The sequence below is a fragment of the Undibacterium sp. Xuan67W genome (genome assembly GCF_049340165.1).
Lineage (GTDB): Bacteria > Pseudomonadota > Gammaproteobacteria > Burkholderiales > Burkholderiaceae_D > Undibacterium.
Genome location: NZ_JBMPPN010000005.1, coordinates 172,944 through 192,367, shown reverse-complemented (window position 1 = coordinate 192,367; position 19,424 = coordinate 172,944). Strand labels below are relative to the sequence as shown.

General features: G+C 47.6%; 22 protein-coding genes. 18 read left to right on the top strand and 4 right to left on the bottom strand.

The window, feature by feature from the left end; translation table 11 throughout:
* Window positions 1–242: 242 nt before the first annotated feature.
* The 14 genes from ACO0LE_RS06775 to ACO0LE_RS06710 all read left to right on the top strand — a co-directional run bounded on the left by ACO0LE_RS06775 (window position 243) and on the right by ACO0LE_RS06710 (window position 14,187).
* The gene (locus tag ACO0LE_RS06775) at window positions 243–728 is read left to right on the top strand and encodes a type II secretion system protein (RefSeq protein ID WP_422959656.1); all 486 of its coding nucleotides are present in this window, start codon (window positions 243–245) and stop codon (window positions 726–728) included.
* Between the two features lie 169 nt (window positions 729–897).
* Window positions 898–1,329 carry a type II secretion system protein gene (locus tag ACO0LE_RS06770; protein WP_422959655.1) on the top strand — a complete coding sequence of 144 codons (432 nt, stop codon included), beginning with the start codon at window positions 898–900 and terminating at the stop codon, window positions 1,327–1,329.
* A 246-nt stretch (window positions 1,330–1,575) separates the two neighbouring features.
* The gene (locus ACO0LE_RS06765) at window positions 1,576–2,067 is read left to right on the top strand and encodes a pilus assembly FimT family protein (RefSeq protein ID WP_422959654.1); all 492 of its coding nucleotides are present in this window, start codon (window positions 1,576–1,578) and stop codon (window positions 2,065–2,067) included.
* Window positions 2,057–2,647 carry a type IV pilus modification PilV family protein gene (locus ACO0LE_RS06760; protein ID WP_422959653.1) on the top strand — a complete coding sequence of 197 codons (591 nt, stop codon included), beginning with the start codon at window positions 2,057–2,059 and terminating at the stop codon, window positions 2,645–2,647. Before ACO0LE_RS06765 ends, ACO0LE_RS06760 begins: the two co-directional genes overlap by 11 nt.
* A gap of 1 nt (window position 2,648) precedes the next feature.
* Window positions 2,649–3,497 (top strand): type II secretion system protein, encoded by an 849-nt coding sequence (locus ACO0LE_RS06755; RefSeq protein WP_422959652.1) that lies wholly within the window; start codon window positions 2,649–2,651, stop codon window positions 3,495–3,497.
* 58 nt (window positions 3,498–3,555) lie between these two features.
* The gene (locus tag ACO0LE_RS06750) at window positions 3,556–4,029 is read left to right on the top strand and encodes a hypothetical protein (RefSeq protein WP_422959651.1); all 474 of its coding nucleotides are present in this window, start codon (window positions 3,556–3,558) and stop codon (window positions 4,027–4,029) included.
* Window positions 4,030–4,161: 132 nt separating this feature from the next.
* The gene (locus ACO0LE_RS06745; protein WP_422959650.1) at window positions 4,162–7,341 is read left to right on the top strand and encodes a DUF6701 domain-containing protein; all 3,180 of its coding nucleotides are present in this window, start codon (window positions 4,162–4,164) and stop codon (window positions 7,339–7,341) included.
* Window positions 7,342–7,447: 106 nt separating this feature from the next.
* Window positions 7,448–8,398 (top strand): agglutinin biogenesis protein MshI, encoded by a 951-nt coding sequence (locus ACO0LE_RS06740; protein ID WP_422959649.1) that lies wholly within the window; start codon window positions 7,448–7,450, stop codon window positions 8,396–8,398.
* A complete protein-coding gene (locus ACO0LE_RS06735) occupies window positions 8,395–9,078 on the top strand; it encodes a PilN domain-containing protein (RefSeq protein WP_422959648.1) in 684 nt (227 codons plus the stop codon). The genes ACO0LE_RS06740 and ACO0LE_RS06735 overlap by 4 nt, the downstream gene beginning before the upstream one ends.
* The gene (locus tag ACO0LE_RS06730; RefSeq protein ID WP_422959647.1) at window positions 9,075–9,818 is read left to right on the top strand and encodes an MSHA biogenesis protein MshJ; all 744 of its coding nucleotides are present in this window, start codon (window positions 9,075–9,077) and stop codon (window positions 9,816–9,818) included. The genes ACO0LE_RS06735 and ACO0LE_RS06730 overlap by 4 nt, the downstream gene beginning before the upstream one ends.
* Window positions 9,803–10,237 (top strand): MSHA biogenesis protein MshK, encoded by a 435-nt coding sequence (locus tag ACO0LE_RS06725; protein WP_422959646.1) that lies wholly within the window; start codon window positions 9,803–9,805, stop codon window positions 10,235–10,237. The genes ACO0LE_RS06730 and ACO0LE_RS06725 overlap by 16 nt, the downstream gene beginning before the upstream one ends.
* A 28-nt stretch (window positions 10,238–10,265) precedes the next feature.
* Window positions 10,266–11,993: a pilus (MSHA type) biogenesis protein MshL gene (mshL, locus tag ACO0LE_RS06720; protein ID WP_422959645.1), complete on the top strand. Its 1,728-nt coding sequence runs from the start codon at window positions 10,266–10,268 to the stop codon at window positions 11,991–11,993.
* A gap of 2 nt (window positions 11,994–11,995) precedes the next feature.
* Window positions 11,996–12,889, top strand: a complete 894-nt coding sequence (locus ACO0LE_RS06715; RefSeq protein WP_422959644.1) for an ExeA family protein — start codon at window positions 11,996–11,998, stop codon at window positions 12,887–12,889.
* Window positions 12,886–14,187 (top strand): tetratricopeptide repeat protein, encoded by a 1,302-nt coding sequence (locus tag ACO0LE_RS06710; protein WP_422959643.1) that lies wholly within the window; start codon window positions 12,886–12,888, stop codon window positions 14,185–14,187. Before ACO0LE_RS06715 ends, ACO0LE_RS06710 begins: the two co-directional genes overlap by 4 nt.
* 74 nt (window positions 14,188–14,261) lie before the next feature.
* Here ACO0LE_RS06710 and ACO0LE_RS06705 read toward each other — a convergent pair whose 3' ends face one another.
* A complete protein-coding gene (locus tag ACO0LE_RS06705; RefSeq protein ID WP_422959642.1) occupies window positions 14,262–14,498 on the bottom strand; it encodes a DUF2798 domain-containing protein in 237 nt (78 codons plus the stop codon).
* 347 nt (window positions 14,499–14,845) lie between these two features.
* Between ACO0LE_RS06705 and ACO0LE_RS06700 the strand changes: the two genes are divergently transcribed.
* A complete protein-coding gene (locus ACO0LE_RS06700; protein WP_422959641.1) occupies window positions 14,846–15,328 on the top strand; it encodes a nuclear transport factor 2 family protein in 483 nt (160 codons plus the stop codon).
* 14 nt (window positions 15,329–15,342) lie between these two features.
* Here ACO0LE_RS06700 and ACO0LE_RS06695 read toward each other — a convergent pair whose 3' ends face one another.
* From ACO0LE_RS06695 to ACO0LE_RS06685, 3 genes are all read right to left on the bottom strand, one after another.
* Window positions 15,343–15,840: a hypothetical protein gene (locus ACO0LE_RS06695; RefSeq protein ID WP_422959640.1), complete on the bottom strand. Its 498-nt coding sequence runs from the start codon at window positions 15,838–15,840 to the stop codon at window positions 15,343–15,345.
* A 77-nt stretch (window positions 15,841–15,917) separates the two neighbouring features.
* On the bottom strand, window positions 15,918–16,184 hold the full coding sequence (locus ACO0LE_RS06690) for a DUF2164 domain-containing protein (RefSeq protein WP_422959639.1): 267 nt from the start codon (window positions 16,182–16,184) through the stop codon (window positions 15,918–15,920).
* 91 nt (window positions 16,185–16,275) lie between these two features.
* Complete coding sequence (locus ACO0LE_RS06685; RefSeq protein ID WP_422959638.1) at window positions 16,276–16,581, bottom strand: high-potential iron-sulfur protein; 306 nt, start codon at window positions 16,579–16,581, stop codon at window positions 16,276–16,278.
* A 352-nt stretch (window positions 16,582–16,933) separates the two neighbouring features.
* Between ACO0LE_RS06685 and ACO0LE_RS06680 the strand changes: the two genes are divergently transcribed.
* From ACO0LE_RS06680 to ylqF, 3 genes are all read left to right on the top strand, one after another.
* Window positions 16,934–17,512: a cysteine hydrolase family protein gene (locus ACO0LE_RS06680; RefSeq protein WP_422959637.1), complete on the top strand. Its 579-nt coding sequence runs from the start codon at window positions 16,934–16,936 to the stop codon at window positions 17,510–17,512.
* A gap of 41 nt (window positions 17,513–17,553) precedes the next feature.
* Window positions 17,554–18,000 (top strand): SRPBCC family protein, encoded by a 447-nt coding sequence (locus tag ACO0LE_RS06675; RefSeq protein WP_422959636.1) that lies wholly within the window; start codon window positions 17,554–17,556, stop codon window positions 17,998–18,000.
* 427 nt (window positions 18,001–18,427) lie between these two features.
* Window positions 18,428–19,372, top strand: coding sequence for a ribosome biogenesis GTPase YlqF (gene ylqF, locus ACO0LE_RS06670; protein WP_422959635.1), 945 nt, complete (start codon window positions 18,428–18,430; stop codon window positions 19,370–19,372).
* Window positions 19,373–19,424: the final 52 nt, after the last annotated feature.

Genomic DNA, 19,424 nt, shown 5'->3' with positions numbered 1-19,424 from the left:
AGGAAGGGTACGCCCTGTTGGTGTGATTCTGCTTCAGCCGTAAGAGTGTTGTAATTTAGACAGAGTGTCACTATCAGGCTAGTTGAGCGCTGATCGAATGCCAATCTTTAACAATTGTTTGCTACTATTGCGTTACGGAAATGCTAGTCTGAACTGAACCTGATTTCAGATGCTTTTTATATCTTTACGTATCTCTGTATCTTCTAATAGCATGGTCATTATCCGAATATCTGGAGTACATCATGAATCAAAAAACAGCCCAACGACAACATGGCTTCACGCTGATTGAACTGATTGTCGTTATTACGATCCTCGGCATTTTGGCCGCTTTAGCCTTGCCTAGGTTTGCAGCAATACAGACAGATGCGCGCATCGCCAAGATGAATGGTGCTTTGGGTACAATTAAAGCAGCGGCTGTGTTGGCTCACTCTATTCAGTTGACCCAACAGCTTGCTCCGGGTACATCGGTCGTGATGGAAGGTTCTACCATATTGATGGCGAATGGTTACCCGACCAGTGCGATGACCTCGATTGGTCATGCTGCCGGATTTACGACGGCTGCAGGTGTTGCATTGTCCGATTATGTACCCGTTGCAACATCTGCAACAGTTTTTACTGTAAGTGCTGATGCTACGCATGCTGCTTGCGCGGTAACCTATACCGTACCTACCGGCGCTGGTTTCGCGCCAACATACAGTAACGCAGGTGTCACCGCTGCTAACTGTTAATGTGTAATGAGATCGAGATTTAATCAGTAAATTTATTGCCGGTACGATTTGTAATTGAGTTGCAGTAAGAGTTTATTATTTCTACTCAAAGGCTCTACAAATAGAGTAGGCACGAAACAAACACGAAACAAACATTAGGTAACAGTTCACGTAAAAACAGGAGATGCAAATGAATAAGCAACAATCGGGTTTTACCCTTATTGAGTTGGTCATGGTAATTGTGATTCTTGGCATTTTGGCTGCAACAGCCTTGCCTAAGTTTGTCGATTTGAGATCTGATGCAAATGCATCTGTTGCACAAGGTTATGGCGGTGCCCTTAGTTCTGCCGCAGGTATTAACTATGCCGGCTGCGCAGCCAAAAATTTTACTGTAACAGCGAATGTCTGCGTAAAAGTAGCAAAATGCTCTGATGCAGGCGCTTTACTTAACCCTGCTGTCACGATAACTGTCGGTGCATTGCCAGCACCAACAGTGGCAAAAACTTTGTATATCGTGACTGATACTGCCGCGGCGACAAGTGCTCCTGCTACATGCAATGCTGTCTATGGCGATGGCACTAATGCCGGCGTGACATTTGCCTACTCGATAACTGGTACCTGATTCTGATAGTCTGGTTGCGATATTAATGAGGCGGACATGAATTTTTTCTAGTTCATGTCCGTTATTGTATTGATTTCACTGTCGGGAGCTTATGCCAGTAATATTGGGCTTCCTAAGTGATCACAACGTCATGATATGCACCAATGTTGTATCAATACTGTATCGAGCTAAGCTTTATTCTTACACGTCTGGATTACCGGGCGTCTCATCTGATTCAGACATATCAATTTGGTAAGCGATCTGATTATGCGAACCAACACCATCTGTATTTCATTAAGGGCGACAGCATTTACTTTGATCGAAATGATCATGGTACTGGTATTAATCGGTATTCTCTCCGTAGCAATCATTCCCCGTTTCTCCGATAAAAAAGCCTTCGATGCGCGTGGTTTTTTTGACCAGAGTCAAAGCATGGTGCGCTATGCGCAAAAAGTAGCGATTGCGCAGCGAAAAAATGTATTTGTCCGGATTGATTCCACAGCAGGTCCTATTTGTCTTTTATACGTATCAACGGTCACTTGTTCGTCGGCCACACTTGCCAATGCTGTGTTGAATCCGGCGGATCAAAAAATATTTTCGCAAACACCTCCTAGTGCGATCAGTTTTACCGGCACTGCACTTTTTTCTTTTGATGCGCTTGGTAAACCGAGTTTTTCCAGTGCACTTACTTTAGGCGTAACAGGTGATGGCTCCACACGGACGATGACCATAGAAAGTGACACTGGCTATGTTCACTAAACTTATCATCATTAATCGGCAATCGGGCATATCGCTGATTGAGCTGATCATGTTTATCGTCATCGTCAGCCTGGCCATGGTCGGTATTTTATCTGTGATGAATGTAACGAGTAAGGCCAGTGCCGATCCTATGTTGCGTAAACAAGCGATTGCAATAGGCGAGTCTTTGCTGGAAGAGATCACATTGCAAGCATTTACTTACTGTCTTCCCAATGATGCGAATGCAGGTACCGCAACCAACACGGCGGCTTGTACTGGTGGAGCCCCAAATTCAGAGGATGTGCTACCTGTGACCGCCAGAGTAAGTAATCTTGCAGGTGTTCCTCGCACTGCAAATAATGTGGCGGACTACAACAATCTGGATTTGCCGACGACTATCTATGACATCAGCGGTAACGCGGTTGGCACAACTGGCTATAGCGCCAAAGTCGCAATTACACAGGTGGGGGCCACTGCTTTTACACCTGCCCTCAATAATAATGACGCGCTGCAGATCGATGTGACAGTCAAGGATCCCGCTGCCAATACGATACTGCTAACAGCTTACCGCTTGCGTTATGCACCCCGGGCGGTACCCTGATATGTCTCATCATCCGCTTTTTCAGCATTACCAAAAAGGATTCACCTTAGTTGAAGCCATCATGGTAATGACGATCACCGGCATATTAGCTGCAGGTGTTGCCGTGTTTATACAAAAGCCGGTACAGGGTTATTTCGATTTGGCGAGGCGTACAGAATTGAGTGATATCGCCGACACAGCGGTAAGGCGTATTTCGCGTGACTTGCATCTGGCTTTACCGAATAGCGTCAGAACAGTGGCTGCTGATACCAGCTGCATTGAATTTTTACCGACTAAAACCGGTGGACGCTATCGTGCCGATGTACCGGGTAATGTGGTGGATACGGCCGTGGCAACATCGATTGTAGAGACCATCGGCCCGCTGAGTACCGCACCTGCCGCTGGTGACAGACTAGTCATCTACAATCTCGGCATCACTGGTGCTGATGCTTATAATAGTGATAATTCAGGTGTGGTTGCATCCAGTACGACAAGCGCTACATCGACTCAGATCACCTTGTCACCTTCCAAATTATTTCCGTTTACCTCGCCGGCAAATCGCTTTCATGTCATTTCCGGAACAGAGCAAGCCGTGTTTTATGCATGTAAATTAACAGGCGTAGATGCGGCAGGTAATGGCCTGGGACACTTATATCGTTTTTCCGGTTATGGCATCAATTCTAGTGTTAGTAGCTGTCCGACCGTGACCTCAAGCACTCCTGTATTGGCCGATAATGTAAGCAGTTGTAGTTTTAACTTTGCCTCTGGTGTGACAGCAAGAACCGGTCTGGTCTCGATACGGCTGGGTATCACCAAGAGTAATGAAACCGTCACGCTTTACCATGATGTTCATGTCAGCAATGTTCCCTGAATTTTATTTACTCCGTGACAATGCGAAGTCCGCCTGTTGCGCTAATCGGGCCGATTCTATGAACTCGGTGCGCGCACGTGGTTTCTCCTTGGTGGCTGCGATTTTTTTACTGGTCATATTATCTGCTCTGGGAACATTTATGCTGTCCCTTTCAACCATGGAGCAGACCAGTTCAACGCAGGATTTATTGGGAAGTAAAGCCTATCAGGCGGCAAAAACCGGGATAGAGTGGGGCACTTATCAGATCATGGCACCGGAAAATACAAATCCTGCAACGGCACCATTTACCACTCAGTATGTTTGTCCATCATCACCGACCACTATTTCGACTCTTGCCGGAGGATTATATAAATTTTCTGTTCAGGTGAGCTGCCAGAGCACGAGCCAGCCTGAGGGGGGCAACGTCATTACGGTGTATCAGATTACATCGACCGCGACATTTGGTACATCACCGGCATCAAATTTTGTAGAGCGACAAATTTCTGCCAGTGTGAATACCTGCCGTAAGGTGGCGAATGGTGCAAGTTGTTAAGTTAACCAAGCAGCCTAAGGGGATTGCACTGACTTTACAAAATATAAGGGTCTAACAGATCAGGCAGATTTTTTATATGAACAAGCGGTGTTCAATTGTGTTGCCTTCGTAATGTTATTGGAAGTGAGCGAAATGAAGTCCTTCATCAAGTCAGCCTTTTGTCGATACGGTCTATACCTAATAGGTCTGTTGTTATCGGGCGTTGGTATTTCTACGGCATTTGCTGCCGGAATTGAATTTAATACGACTGGTGGTAACAGCGCCACTAATGGCCTACATATCTACGTTGAAGACACGACGCATATCCAAGTGACCCGTCTCGACGGCACCGGGCAGGTCTACAGTCCGGGTGCTGTGCCGCCGAGTCCCAGTCTGGATAACGGCGTATTTTTGCGAGCAAATGGGAAGGTATATGGGCCTGGCCACAGCGTCACGACTTTTGTGCCAACTGGCGGTATGTTTAATACCTACAGTATTTCGGCAACAACACCACCGAATCCGGCGTCTTTTGGTGTCCAGCAGACGGCAACAGGTAACTTCGGTATTACATCCGGCCCTCAGGTCACCGTGGTTTGGCGTTATACGACGCCACTCGACTTTATGACGGCGGAGGTAACACTGGTTATTCCCGCCGCTTATGCTGTGAGTGCCGCAAATCCGGTGCGTTATTACCATGTATTCGACACCTATTTGGGGGGGAGTGACAACGGTTGTGGAGTGAAGTACGGTGGTGGGGGCGCTTCGGTAGTTATCGGTACTTACCCCCCTCCAGCACCAAGTACGACTTGTGCGTCAAGCACCAGTATTCCGAGTGGCGTAAGCATTGTTGAGTCGTTTCGCGAGCGCAGCGGACTTTCTTTCTCGCATTATTGTGCTTCGGGATGGAGTACTTTTTTTACAGGTAGTACCTGCTCAGTATTGCAAGCCGCCTCAATGAATGACACCATAGCGACGACCTATCAGGATACGGGGATTGGCATCGAATATGATTTCATTGCTCCTGGCACCTATACTTTTAGTTATGACTTTGTGATTGGTTCGCCAGTTGTGCCACCTTATGATCATCTGGAGATTCAGCATGATGGCGTTGGTACCCTATGTCCGGAAAATGTCACTGTGCTGGCATGTAAGACTTCTACTGTGCCATGCAATACCAGTGACTATGTGAGCTCTGGTACTTTGACGGGCAGTCTGACGCTTACCCCTGCAACACCCATTGTAACGGCTACGCCGTCTACATTTACACTGGGTTCAGGAGCGTCTAGTACGACGGTCGCTTTGCAGCCAACAGCACCTGCTGGCGCATACGTCTTAGGTGTCAGCAGCCTAAGCTCACTTCCTCTCAATGGCGTCAAATGTTATAACACTGCAACCAAGATAGCTAGTTGCGCTATTGTTTTTGCGAATACGCCTTGCGTCGCAAATTTTGAATGCATGGAAACTGGCACCGTTGGACCTCCTCCCGTTCAATTGCCCTACAATAATTTGAAGACGAATTCATCGGCAAGGAATCCGCTCTACACCAAGTTAGCAGGAAAAGATTTCAAATTTGATGTGGTTGCCTTGTTAGCTGACGGATCGCAGGCAACCAGTTACACCGCGACTTCGAACGTGGTAGTCGAACTTTTTGATGACACTACACCTCCGGCACTATGCAGTGCCTACAACTCACCTATTGCGAGTCAGCCAATTACGTTTGTTGCCGCCGATGCGGGACGTAAAACTTTGCCAGCGAACTTTAATCTTCCTCAGTCGTATAAAAATTTGCGTTGCCGTATCCGAGATCAGAATATGTCACCGAATATTTATGGGTGTTCGTCGGATAAATTCTCCGTCCGGCCTGTAGCACCGATAATGAACACGACAGCCTTGGCCGTACCGGCCTCAATTAATGATGCAACTGTCATTAAGGCTGGTACGCCCTTTACTTTGGGCGCGACTACCAACCCCGTCGCTGGTTATACTGGCACCTTAGCTCTTGATGTTTCGAAATTGACTGCACAAGATCCGAGTAAAACGACACAACAGATTGGCGGGCAGGTAGGTAATCTTTATCTCGCGAATACAGCGAGCAAATTGACTGTCGCTACAAACGCCATCAGTGTCAGTAATAATGCAAGTTATTCCGAAGTCGGTTACCTGTATGCAGGTATTGGCAGTTTTCGCGATGATAATTTCACGAGTATCGATCTCGAGCCCGCGAATTGTTCTGCCAGTAACACTTGCGATTGCAATACCTCGACGACTAGCGATGCCTATCTTTCCGATGTGATGGATGCGAGCGGACGTTATGGATGCTCGATCGGCAACAAAACAACACAGTCATTTGGGCGATTCATTCCGGATCATTTTTCCATTGTCAAACCGACGACCTTCAACGGATTTTGTACCGCAGGTGGGTTCATTTATATGGATCAGTCTTTTAACCTGACTGCATCCGTAGAGGCGCGTAATTTCAGCAATGCGAAGACCCTGAACTATCAGCAGCTATATGGACACGCCACCGTTACCGGACAGATGCTGGATGGCTCTAATACGGTTGCCATTAATCGCCTGGCGATTGTGGCACCTCCAACCACACCATGGGTGAGTGGTGCCTACTCTTTTGTCGCAAATAAATTTAGTCGACTGGCAGCTCCTGATGGTCCATTTGACGCTTTGTCAATTGGATTAGGCGTCGCTGAAAGTTCAGGCATTGATAATGGACTTGTTCCGCTTTGGGACCGAGACATGGATGCCACCAATCCTACATGCGTCCCTGACCCCGCAGGCACGAGCAGCAACGCAGCCGGTGCCTGTAAAGCTGTCAAAATAGCTAGCACCAAAATGCGTCACGGACGATTGAAATTATCAAACGCATCTGGATCAGAATTGCTTGCCTTGCCTGTTCCGTTAAGACTGGAATACTGGAATGCAGCTTCTGGATGGAATCTGAATACTCTGGATAGCTGCAGTAATATCGCAGCCAGCGATATGGCGTTTGCCTACCCTGCAACGAGTACTAAAACTCAATTGACGGCATGTGAGACGGCAATCACCGTAACTGGTACTGCGCCGAATCAGACTGTTAAATTAAGTGCTCCCGGTGCAGGCAATTTTGGCTGGACAGACTTGACGCTGAATCTGGATAGTAGCGCCGCAGGTAACCGGTGTGTCGCTGTTGGTGTAGCTGGACCGCTTGCAACGACGGCTAATTTCCCCTGGCTTAAATACAATTGGCTGGGTACAGGCGTAGATAATCCAAAATCAAAAGCCAGCTTTGGTATTTACAAGAACGCCAGTGAATTTCTCTATTTGCGTGAAAATCACTGACATCTGTCTGCTTATGATCGTTAGCGCATCATTTTTGCGCATCACTGATTGACACTGGTTCGATATTAACTTAACGTCAAGTGAAACAATTTTTTGGATTCTGTGCATGAGATTTTTTGCAAAAAACAAGAAATATGCAGGATGGATGGCAATCAGTCTGGAGCGTGATTGTGCGCGAGTTGCACACGTGACCAGACCTGCAAATGGTAAGCCGGTGTTAGAGATGCTTACCTCACTTCCTAATGCAGCAAGCCCGACAGAAACGCTGAAGCTCCTCAAAAAACAATTGAATGCGCAAAATTATCGATGCAGTCTGATGCTATCGCAAGGTGAATTTCAGTTGCTCTCGGTTGAGTCGCCGAATGTGCCGCCAGATGAACTTAAAAATGCAATGCGCTGGCGCTTGAAAGATATGCTGGATTATCACATTGACGATGCCACCATTGACGTTCTTGATATTCCGGCAGATAAAGCCATTCAGGGGAGAGCACACTCCATGTATGCGGTCGCTGCCCGCAACCAAATTATTTCTGACCATCAGACAGCTTTTCAGAATGCTGGTATTCCATTGGATGTCATCGATATCACTGACCTCGCACAGCGCAATGTGTCCGTACTGCTAGAACCTGAAGGCAGGGGGCTGGCCTTGTTATCATTTGATGGAAATGGCGGTCTGTTAACAGTCAGCTATGGTGGGGAGTTATATCTGTCTCGTCGAATTGATATCAGTCTCAAGCAGTTGCAGACTAGAGATGCGGACAGCAAAAATGCTATTTATGAGCGGATCGCGCTTGAGTTGCAGCGCTCGCTCGATAATTTTGACCGGCAGCATACTTTTATTACCACGGTCAAACTGGTCTTGGCACCATTAGGCGATGAGATATCGAAAGATTTACAGGCCTACCTTGCCGCCAATATTTATATGGCGGTAGAGGTTTTGAATTTTGCAGATGTGTTGGACATATCGAAAGCGCCGGTGCTGGCGCACCAGGATAGTCAGCAAGCGTTTTTTATGACAATCGGTGCTGCCCTACGTCACGAAGAGACGGTGTTATGAGCCAGCAGATCAATCTCTTTAATCCGATTTTTCTCAAGAAAAATACGTATTTTTCAGCTGCTACCATGCTGCAGACAGCGGGTTTGCTGATGTTAGGCGTGTTCGCCATCACCATCTATACCTCACTACAAACCGCTAGTTTTGTCAAAACGGCAGATATCGTCAATATACAATTACGCGACGCAGAAGCGAAAGTGGGAAAAGTAAGGGCTAATGCTGTCGAGCCACAAAAAAACAGGCAAATCGAAAATTCAATTCTGAAAACAGAAACTGAATTAGCCAGCAAGCAAAAAATTTTGAATTTACTGCAGAAAAGTGATTTTGGTAACACCAAAGGTTATTCAATTTATTTACAGGCATTTGCAAGGCAGATTCCCAACGGTGTCTGGCTCACGGGATTAAGTATTGATGGTGCCGGTAGTGATATCGGGTTGCAGGGAAGGGCGCTTAAACCTGAATTGCTGCCTGTCTATGTCAACAGACTCAAGCAAGAAAATAGCTTGCAAGGAAAAAGCTTTTCTTCTTTACAGATGCAGATGCCATCCGTTGACGCAGATAAGCAAGATGCCGGTGCCACCGCTTTATTAAAATCAAAAACGCAGGTTCCGTTTATCGAGTTCTCGCTAAGATCCTCTGGCAGTACCGATGCAGCAGATGGTGTCGGAGTCAAACTAAAATGAACCAACAATTACGTCAGCAATGGATTAACTTTGCCGCTAAGGTAGACAAACTGAGTTTGCGTGAGCGATGCATTACGTTTGCCGTTTTAGTGATGGCGATCATGCTTGGCGCAAATACCTTTTTTATTGAACCGCAATTCTTAAAACAGAAAACGCTATCAGAAAAAATAAAGCAAGACCAAGCGAAAATCAACGCGATACAAGCAGAGATCTCGCAAAAAATCACAATCAAGCAAGTTGACCCAGATTTAGACAATAAGCAAAGATTGTTCTCCGCCCAGCAGCAGTTAGCAGAACTTGAAAAGCGTATGCAGCATGTGCAAAAAGATCTGATTCCACCAGAAAAGATGGGGACTTTGCTAGAAAATATCTTAAAGCGTAATCAGAAATTGCAGCTCGTATCATTGAAAACGTTGCCCGTATCAAGTGTTGCAGAAGAAGTCGATGTCAACGCCAGAGCGGTAGCGGTTATTAATCCGGCTATTACTCCGGCAGGTGCGCCAGCCAGCGTTGCCGCTGACGGTCTGATTGCCGAAAATGGTGTCATTTATAAACATGGATTTGAGATCGTGGTATCTGGTAATTACCTCGATATGTTGACGTACATGCGTGAGCTTGAGCAAATGCCTGAACAGGTGTACTGGAGTAAGGCAAGGATTCGGGTAGACACCTATCCAACCGCAAGCCTGACGCTGACTTTATTCACCTTGAGTCTGGAAAAGAAATGGCTCAATTTATGATTTACCTTAGCAGGAACTCCGGACATTGCTCCCGTCAGACTTTGATCCCGCCTATTGTGAGCTTGTTTATGGGTTTGTCGTTGTTGAGTCAGCCTGCACTTGTCGCGGCCCAAAGCATCCCGGATCCTACACGGCCACCGGATACCTTGCTGCTACCAGCGACGACGGGTAGCAATGAAATAGCTGCAGGCCCGGTATTGCAATCAGTGTTGATTTCACCCAGTCGCAGGCTGGCGATCATTAGTGGAAAAACCCTTGGGCTGAATGATAAATTCAATGAGCAGACAGTGATCAAAATTAATGAGACGGAAGTTGTTCTGCGCAACGGCAAAGAACTACAGACATTGAAATTATTTCCGGATTTTGAAAAAAAACCTACTCGTGCATCAAATACTCCTCCCGCTAATGCGAAAAAATAATATTGCACGACTTTAAAGGCATATCAGCATGAGAAAAAACTTATTGTCACCTTTGCTAGCGGCATTCCCCGCGGTCTTGCTCGTGTTAACGGGATGCTCGACGCCTGCATCGAAGCAAGAGACGTATGATCTGATTAAGGAAGAAATGCGCAAGGCAGCGATTGTGCCAGTAAAGCCAGCCGCGCCTGAAGCCGTGTCGTTATCATTGTTGCCCGATCTTAAAGTAGATTTGCCATTGGCCAGCAAATCGGCAGAAGAGCGCTTTAATCTGAATTTTATTAATGTCCCAGCGAATCAGTTTTTTATGGGGATTGTGTCCGGAACGCGCTATAACATGCTGGTTCATCCTGATGTTACCGGTACGATATCGGCGAATCTGAAAGACGTCAGTCTGATGGAGACACTGGACGCGATCAGAGAGTTATACGGTTATGAATACAAGGTTGAGGGGACTCGTATTTATATCAAGCCGCTGACTTTACAGACCAGGATTTTTCAGATCAGTTATCTGGCCTCAAGCCGTAAAGGTACATCCGATATCCGCGTCATCTCTGGCTCAGTATCTGACTCCGTGCAGAGCAGTAATAGTTCAACGAATAACGGTGGCCAAAATAATCAGGGCAACAATTCACAGTCGATTAATTCTAGCAAAATCACAACAACTTCCAACAGCGATTTTTGGTCTGAGTTAAAGCTGTCTTTAGACACTATCGTTGGTGCCGGCAAAGAAGGTCGTCAGGTCGTCATCAGTCCTCAATCCGGTGTTGTCGTGATCCGTGCAATGTCCGACGAAATGCGTAATGTCAGTGCCTATCTGAAGGCGACCCAATTGTCGGTTGATCGCCAGGTGATTCTGGAGGCGAAGATACTTGAAGTCGAATTGAATGACCGCTTTCAGTCTGGTATTAACTGGGCGTCATTTGCTTCTTTAAACGCAGCACCAAACAGTCGTGCATCGCTTGGGTTTGTTTCGCCGGGCACCAACCTCAGCACGACAACGGTGGCGGCGACAGATACGGGTTTGACGGCAACCAGCGGCACTGCACTGGGCGCTGTCAGTACCGCTGCAGGCTCCTTATTCGGATTGGCTTTTCAGACCAGTAATTTTGCTGCGCTGCTGTCCTTTTTAGAGTCGCAAGGTAATGTTCATGTCTTGTCCAGCCCCCGAATTGCGACACTGAACAATCAAAAAGCTGTGCTTAAAGTCGGTAAAGACGAATTCTTCGTTACCAAAGTGACCTCTACAGCAGGTACAAGTTCTACTACGGGTTCCTCTGCGCCGACATCCAGTGTCGAGGTGCAACCATTCTTTTCCGGTGTGGCTCTGGACGTGACCCCTCAGATTGATGAAAACGGCAATATTACCTTGCATGTACACCCGTCTGTCAGCAATGTTACGACGGTAGAAAAAACCTTGAATCTCGGAACCTCCGGTACGCTGACATTGCCACTGGCATCAAGTGCCGTATCAGAGACTGATAGTGTCGTGCGCGGACAGGATGGTCGTATCGTTGCGATCGGCGGACTAATGCGCCAGGCGACGACGAATGATCGCTCGCAGATCCCGGGGGCTGGTGATGTGCCACTAGTCGGTGCCTTGTTCCGTAATACGAATCAGGTGGTACAAAAGCGTGAGCTCGTGATATTGATCAAACCGACTATCGTGCAGGGCGACGGCGCATGGGAGCAGGACATTCTGGAAAGTCAAAACCGTATTCAGAATCTGGCACCGCGCGGGAAGATAGAAAAAAATTAGGTATGTACAAGTCTCACTTTGGTTTGCGTGAAGTCCCGTTCAGTATCACGCCGGATACGAGTTATTTCTTTTTATTTGCAACTTTTCAGGCTGCCCTAAATACCCTGTTGATTGCCGCAAAAAATGGTGAAGGCTTTATCAAAATTACTGGTGAGGTCGGTACCGGTAAAACAATGCTGTGCCGTAAATTCATGGCTGTTCTGGGTCCGGATTTTTTCACTGCCTATATCCCTAATCCATTGTTGGATTCGGCTAGCCTGATGCGGGCTGTGGCGGATGAGCTTGGGGCACCCGCAAATCAGGATCCGCATCAGTTACTCAAATCGATCAACCATCGTCTGCTTGATCTTGCCAGACAAGGCAAGCGCGTTTTGTTATGCATTGATGAAGCGCAGGCGCTGCCTCTGGAGACCATGGAAGCCCTGCGTCTGCTGAGTAATCTGGAGACAGAAAAAAGAAAACTGCTACAGATTGTCCTGTTCGGACAGCCCGAGTTAGACGTCAAGCTCGCCCGTAATGATATTCGCCAATTAGCACAACGCATCACTTTCCACTACCATCTAAGCCCCTTGAACAGACAAGAAATCCAGACCTATATTGCTCATCGTCTGGCGGTCGCGGGCTGCCAGCGGAATAATCTGTTCACACCCGTCGCGCTGAGCACGCTGTTTTTGTGTAGTCGTGGTATTCCGCGCTTGCTGAATATACTTGCGAACAAGGCACTGATGCTCAGCTTTGGCGCGGGTAAGCAGCAGGTTGGTCTGCGCCAGGTATTGCTGGCCGCTAATGACACTCTGGGCAGCGTTAGTTTGTTCAGTGTCCGTAATTGGCTTGCTCGTTTCTCGCTAGGACTGGTGGTGCTGGCTTTTATTTCGGTCTGGATCTATTTCAAATGAGTCTGATCAATCAAATGTTGCAGGATCTGGACAAACGCGGTGTTGCGATTAATCCGGTTGAAACTGGTCCTGCAATGGTCCGGGCGATTCCTGACACGTCGTTTGACCGTAGTGGCAGTACCGACCTATTAATGAATATACTGATCGCTAGTGTGATCGTCATCGTTGCCGGTGTGGCCGTCTGGATGAACTGGCAACCTGTAAGATCTATTAGTGGTATCACAGCATCAGCAACGTCAGCGCAAAAAAAATCTGCTGATGTGCCTGTAGTTTCTACTGCTACGCCAGCCACTGCGTCGCTTGCTAAGACGGTCACTTCAGCAGTTACTACAGCGATACCGGCGGGCGCAGATGCTGCTCTTTTAAGTCCGGTAGAAAAGCAGCTCAATACCGATACTTTGCCTCCCTTATCCTCACAATTGCTACATCTGAAAATGAGTTCGGATCTTGATGCCATGGGGCGCTGGGCGATTGCAGAAAAAAATGCCCGTTCTCAAGGGGACGACCGCAATAATCAGCGCCAGCAACAGCAAGCGACCAGATTAGCGCCAAGCAGCGCGTCGGGTAATGCTGACGGACGCACTGCAACTGGCAAAACAAATCTTGCTCCGGCAGCGCCGTCGAACACATCAGCTACAGTATCAATCACATCAACAACGCCTCCCGCTGTATCTGCTGTAAACGCCGTCGCCACGGTAGTGAAAACTGTCAAAGAAATTACACCGCAACAACAAGCAGATAACGAGTACCGGCAAGCCAGAGCCCTTCTGCAACAAGGCCGTAATGCCGATGCGATTGCCAACCTTGAGCAGGTACTGAAATTTGATCCTCAACATGCCGCAGCAAGACAAACCCTGATCAGCATACTGATCGACAGCAAACGTCATGAAGAGGCGATGCGCTGGCTACAAAGTGGCTTGGCGCTCGACAAGAGTCAAGTCAATCTGGCGATGATACTGGCTCGGCTACAAGTTGAAAAAGTGAGTGTCCCATCGGCGATTGAGACTTTGCAGCGTAGTGTCAGTTATGCCGCAGAACGCGCAGATTACCTCGCGTTTCTGGCCGCATTACAGCAGCGTGAGGGACGTCATAAAGAAGCCGCAGAACTCTATTTAAGTGCACTGAAGAAAAATCCACAGAGTGGAATATGGTGGATGGGTTTGGGAATTTCATTACAGGCCGACGGGCGTTCTGGCGAAGCGGCTGACGCGTTCCAGCGGGCAAAGTCAAGCAACAGCCTCAGTCCCGAATTGCAAGCCTATGTAGAGCAAAGAATCGCACAATTACATACGCGCTAGAGCTAGCTGAGCGCTACGCCATGCAGCCTGGTCTTCTGAGTGCGCTTACAACGTTTCGCCCGCAAAAACTGTGGTTAACTATCCGTCGTCAGATATACCACGCACTTACGCACGAGTGGTGCAATCACCAGTACCGTCGGGAACGCAATCGGCCACGTGCTCAAAAAGCTTTTGAGCCAGCGTACAGCGAAATCAGGTGTTATGCCCTGACTGACCACAAGAACTACCGCAGAAATAATTGACACCATAATGATGGACAGCATGCCACCAAATAATATCGGCGCGAAGCGGGCAGGGATACGACCTTTCATGTCAATTTCCTTTGTGCTGAAGGGATGAAGGATCAAGCAAAATAGACCCGTTAATCGTCATCTGAATTACTGATAAATCGCATCTCAGGTCGCATCTCAGATTGATTATGCAACAGCGTATAACTCACCATTTATGAACATTGATCAATTGCTATACTGGTTAGTGTATATTTTAAACTCTACGTATTGCAAGCGTATAAAGCATTAAAAATGCATATACTCCCTTTATTGTCTGCTGATACGAGTCAGCAGACTTTGCCGGCAGAAAGCCGACCGAAAGTGCCGCGATGAACCAACGATGTTCTCATTATTTTCGTATATTTTTTATTGTAGCGAGTTTGTTTGCAATGGCCTCAATTGCCGGTGCAGCGCCTGTGGCAGAACCTGCCCTGTCGCAAGCAGAGCAACCCGCCGAGATAAAGGCGTTGCATGTTTTTCTGGACGAATGGCATGACGACGCCGCGCATTCCCGTCTAGCCTATTTCGACAAGATCGCAAAAAACGGTGTGTACATAGGTACCGATAAAACCGAACGCTGGACTCGCGATGAATTTAAAGCCTGGGGCAAAGTCCATTTCGAACGACCCAGCGCCTGGGCGTTTAAAGCAATCAATCGCCATATTGCCATGTCGTCTGACAAAACCTGGTTCTGGTTCGACGAGCAGTTAGCCACGCAAATGGGCATCTGTCAGGCATCCGGTGTCGTACATAAAACGGACAAAGGATTTGAGATCGAACACTATCAACTATCGATTGCTGTGCCAAATCCACTGGTGAATCAGCTTGTCGACAGTATCAAAAAATTTGAGGCGGATGAGGTTAAAAAGTAATTATTTGTAGTGAGCTATTTTATTTGCTTCGGCTCTATTTTTTCCTCAACATAACTTTTTCCATCGAATAGAAAATGGGTTGCCTCCGAGGACGTAGCACCTCCGGGCAATCCTGTTAATCCGTAGTAGTCGTTGAGCAGAGTTGCTTGATTGATCTCGATGGAATGCGCATGCAAGTGTCCTGCAAAACAATATGTGGCGCCACATTGCCGGAGTATCCAGAACGAGCAGGTATGAACGCCGCAAAGACAGGATTCTGCTGGTTTAACCAAAATACTAGGCTCAGCAGTGGGTGAAAGCCGTACAAAAGAGGCTTCCAACGATTGCCTTAGTGATGCAGCGCATCCATACCTCTCAAATGGTGAATCAAGATGTTCATTAACCAGTGGTACTAAATTAATTGGTAGTTTTATTGGTGCGATAAATTGTGTTTCCATGTTGTATGTTTCTGCTACGCAAACCGAACTTAATACAAGTAATAGAAACATAAAAACGCCAGAGGTCAGACGCATACGGTTCCTAATTGATGATGAATACTCCGGGGAATTATCACTTTTCATTGACGAATGTTTGACTGGGATGGGCTAGTTTACTTGCGCTTGCGATCGAATTTTTGCCAGTATTGAAATTCTTCTTCGTGCACCTCAAAATCTAATTCCTGCACCCGCGCGGCTAGCCGCTGCTGCGCATCGGTTACGGCCTGGTTATAAATAACCGGACCAATTTCTTCCAGAAAATAGCTCAGTAAAGCGCCTGCAGCGAGGTTGCCGATCTTCTCGTCCATGTTTTCCTGAAAGTAACGTTCAATGGAGGAAATTGCTCTGGTGCGGATTTCTTTTGGGATGTCGATGCTCATGATTTGATTGAAAATTGAACTTGCTGATTAAGCGGTTGCAGGTATTTTGTTAGTTGACGCTATGTAAATTGATCGACGGCGTATCCGTGCATCATGCCAAATTATTCCAGGCGCTACACCAGCCTTTTGCAGTGACCAGTTTATCAGGGAAGATAGAGCATGCGCCGCTGGCATCGCTAGATTTGCCCTGATAAAGAGCGCAATTCGCGCATTCTTGTCCTGCGACATAATCAGGAAATTTCTTGCTATCGACCTTGCTCGCATCAGACTTGTAGCCCAAGCCCATTGCCGTTGGATCGCTCTCACTGAGCAGAGTATTTTCTGCGCTAAGCTGAGGACCGACTAATGCGCTACTTGCCAGACTAATCTGGATGATAAATTGGCGGCGGTTGATCATATATTTTTCTGACTTAGTTGGGTGAATTTGAGTGATTTGAGTTTGATCTTGTGAGGTTGAAATATCCACGAATAGATATTTAGTGGGCTAGATTATCGCAAGCCGATTTACACAATTCCGCTATTTTTGTGGGCGCTTAATGTAGTTGGTGCGATGCGCTCCTCTGCTTATGTGCGACCAAATGCTAATCCTCGGACGACTTTAATTTGCTGATGCGATTTGGTGCAGTCATTGTAACGCCTTCGTAACGACGTTTCGACAGTTGCTGAGATGATTAAATATGAATGACGCAAACACATATCCATGTTTTATGATTGTATGAACTTTTAATATTCAGCTGGAGGTATTTTTAATGGCAACGCTTAGAGACGGTAATAAAAGTGTCTTGCTGGTCGTCGATGTGCAGGTTGGTGTGATGAGCGGCGCGTGGGATGCGTCGAGAATTATCAAGAACATTGCACGTACGGTGGAGCGGGCTCGCCTGCAGGAGATTCCGGTAATTTGGGTTCAGCATGCCGACGCGGATCTGCTCTATGACAGTCCGGAATGGCAATGGGTGCCAGAGTTAGTGGCGCTAAAGAATGAATTGCTCATCCACAAGCATTTCAATTCCTCGTTTGAGCAAACCGCGTTAGACGAGGAGCTTGCCAGACTAGGCGTAACGCATATCGTACTCGCCGGGGCATCAAGCAACTGGTGTATTCGCGCCACGGCCTACGGTGCGCTGGAGCGTGGATACGATCTGACTCTCGTCAAGGATGCCCATGCGACCAAAAGCATAGATCTCGATCATGGCACAAAGCTTGAGGCTTCAAGCATCATCAGCGAACTCAATATCGCGATGACCTGGCTGAGCTATCCCGGTCGCGTTAACGGAATTGCGACGGCGGAGGAGATTGATTTCAGTGTGCCTGGTGGTGTTCGTAAGTAAGATTGATCTGGTTATTTTACCTATTGCAAAGGAGGCCTACTATGTCTGACCGTACCATCCAACTGCACCGTGTATTGCGTACTAAACCTGAAAAAGTGTATCGCGCTTTTCTTGAGAGCGGTGCCATAGCAAAGTGGATTCCTCCTTATGGCTTCACCTGCACGGTACATCACATGGATGTCCATGTCGGAGGTACATTCCGTATGTCGTTTCATAACTTTTCTAGCGGAAATAGTCACTCATTTGGCGGCGAGTATCTGGAGTTGGTGCCGAATGAGCGGATTTGCTATACCGATAAATTCGACGATCCTGCTTTGCCGGGTGTGATCGAGGTGACCGTGACGCTCAGGCCTGTGTTGTGCGGGACGGAACTCAGCGTAACTCAGGCGGGTATTCCGGATGTCATACCGCTTGAAATGTGTTACCTCGGTTGGCAGGAATCGCTAGTGCAACTGGCGGCGCTGGTCGAGCCTGATATTCCCGGGTAACGATGAGTCCTGCCTTTTGCCGGGGCGGATTAGTGTGCTCTTAACTTGCCACTAGGATTGATGGCAGGTTGAGACAGAATTTGTACTGGTAAGTTTTTGTCGTTACTGATTGGCACTGATCAGCATCAGATCCTGGTTCGCCTCTGCTAGTCTGGTCTGTCATGGACAGTTCTGATTGAGGCGGGACATAGAATCGCGAATCGGATGTCGCTAAAGTCCAGATTGCAAGGTTTTATCAGATAGACATACTAAAATATACTAGGGTAGAGTATTTTTTTATCACCCCGCAAAACATGCGGGATTGGCACTAAATTAGCCAATACTCCCCTAAAATTGGACTTTTATCGGCTTAATCCAGAAACTTCCGGCTCTTTGGCGACAGACTTCCGTACAATATCGCTTTGTTTTACCAAAAAGAAGAATAAGCATGTCCATACAATGGTTCCCCGGCCACATGAACGCTGCGCGCAAAAAAGCCGCAGAGACCATGGAAAGTACCGATCTGGTGATAGAAGTGCTCGATGCACGTATCCCGCAAGCGAGCTGCAATCCGATGGTTGAGCAGCTGCGCAATTTTCGTCAGCGTCCCTGTCTGAAAATTTTAAATAAAAGCGATCTGGCCGATCCGCATGCGACCAAGGCATGGCTGGATTTTTATAATGCGCAAAAAGGTGTACACGCGGTCGCGCTGAGTTGCAAGAAGCCGTCGGATGTCGCCAAAGTCCCCGGGCTGGCGCTGGCGCTGGCACCTCATAGGGGCGTGCCGACCAAACCTTTGCGTATGATGATCATGGGGATTCCTAACGTCGGTAAATCGACGCTGATGAATGCCTTGCTGAAAAAACGTGTGGCTAATGTGGGTGACGAGCCTGCTGTGACCAAGGTGCAGCAACGTCTGTACCTCGGTAAGAATATGATTCTGGTGGATACGCCTGGTATGTTGTGGCCAAAGATTGCGCATCCTACCGATGGCTTGATGCTGGCGGCGAGTCATGCGGTCGGTGTGAATGCCTTGATCGAAGAAGAGGTTGCGACCTTTTTGGCAGAGCGTTTATTGCTGAATTATTCTAAGTTTCTCACAGCGCGTTATGGTTTTTCTACCGAAGGCATCGATGGCGTCAGCGTGATCGAAGGCGTGGCAAAAAAACGTGCGTATCGACTCAAAGGTGGTGAGTGGGATCTGGAAAAAGCCGCGCATACTTTGCTACTCGATTATCGCAGTGGCGCTCTCGGTCGCGTCAGTCTGGAGACGCCTGCAAGCCGCGAACATCTGCTGGCAACCTATGTGCCGCCAGTATTGCTCGGTCAGGGCAAAACGACCGATGTCTCGCAAGGTGAGCAGGGCGAGCTGGATCCGCTGCCACGTCAATAAATAGCTAGTGAGCGGCGATGATCTCGTTCTTCTTCCGCTTACTGTTTTGCTC